2 protein-coding genes are annotated in these 1,169 nt (G+C 46.2%); both read left to right on the top strand.

Features of this window, described 5'->3' with window-relative positions; genetic code table 11:
* Positions 1–561 (top strand): RHS repeat-associated core domain-containing protein (locus tag Q362_RS23270; RefSeq protein WP_169737464.1); only part of this gene is annotated, 561 nt, incomplete at its 5' end.
* A 25-nt stretch (positions 562–586) separates the two neighbouring features.
* Entirely contained in the window at positions 587–952 is a 366-nt protein-coding gene (locus Q362_RS23955; RefSeq protein ID WP_157470349.1) for a hypothetical protein, read from the top strand.
* Positions 953–1,169: the final 217 nt, after the last annotated feature.

Below are 1,169 nucleotides of genomic sequence, written 5' to 3'. Positions count from 1 at the left end.
CGCTTCCCTGGCCAGTATTTCGATGCCGAAACCGGCTTGCATTACAACCTGAACCGGTACTATGATCCCGACACCGGCCGGTATCTCACCCCCGACCCGATTGGGCTTGCTGGAGGGATTAACCTTTACGGCTACGCCTTCCAAAATCCAGTCAATTACACCGACCCCCATGGTTTATTTATTCCAGCCCTTGTTAACCCATATACTATAGGTTTGTTAACTGGGGCTACTGTTGCAACTTCAACCTATCTACAAACTCATCCGAACGTTGTAAATGATATCTGGCAAGGAGTAAAGGGGTGGTTTGCAAATGAAAATACTGAAGAAGGGGGGCAATGTTCGTTAGGGAAAGAAAATAACCAAAGAGGCAATCCCCCCACTGGTGAACCTGGTGAATGGGTAGAACATCCACATGGTAAGCAAGATCGGCTATATGGACCAGATGGTACTCCTAAAGTTGATATTGATTATGGCCATAATCACGGGCAGGGATCACCACATGCCCACAATTGGAATAATGGTGTCCGAGGGCCTGGAGCCCCCGTTTCAGTTATCAAATAAATCGATTGGGAACATATAAACAAATATGAGTGTGCAAAGAGAATTGCCAGATATGCATGATTGGGAGATCGAAGGTGTAAATGCAGATCGATTTGGAAATACTGTAAAGATATTCCTAAACATTCCTGCAAATGATGAAAAATCATCTCTGACGTTGCGAGGCGTGAAGCGTTTTTTCTTGTCAAATATGGCAATGCAAAACGTTATTTTAGATTTGTTTATATTTAATGAAATAGAAGACTCGGATTATTTTGGTCACTGTTGCAGGATCTTGAAAATCGAGTCGTCAATTTTTCGGTCTGAAAAAAACATTAAGCTCATCTATTTTGAGCCATCAGTAGGTGCTGAACTAGCTTGTTGCTTTACAGATTTTAATTTTGACAAGACATGAACCCAATAGGGCGGGCACAGTCCCACCGTGCCCGCCGTTTCTTGTCTTTTTCTCCTCGCGCAGTGACAAACTATGGCCACGATGCCCTGAATCGCCTGGCCGCGCAGACCCTTCCCGGTGAGGAGACCGCCACCACGGTGAGCTACAATGCCCGCAACAAGCAGACCGGGCTGGTGGATGCCGAGGGGCGGTCGGTCTCCTGGCTTTACGACGACTT

This window comes from Desulfobulbus elongatus DSM 2908, assembly GCF_000621145.1.
In the GTDB taxonomy this organism is placed as follows: domain Bacteria; phylum Desulfobacterota; class Desulfobulbia; order Desulfobulbales; family Desulfobulbaceae; genus Desulfobulbus; species Desulfobulbus elongatus.
This window is presented reverse-complemented; position numbering and strand designations above follow the sequence as displayed.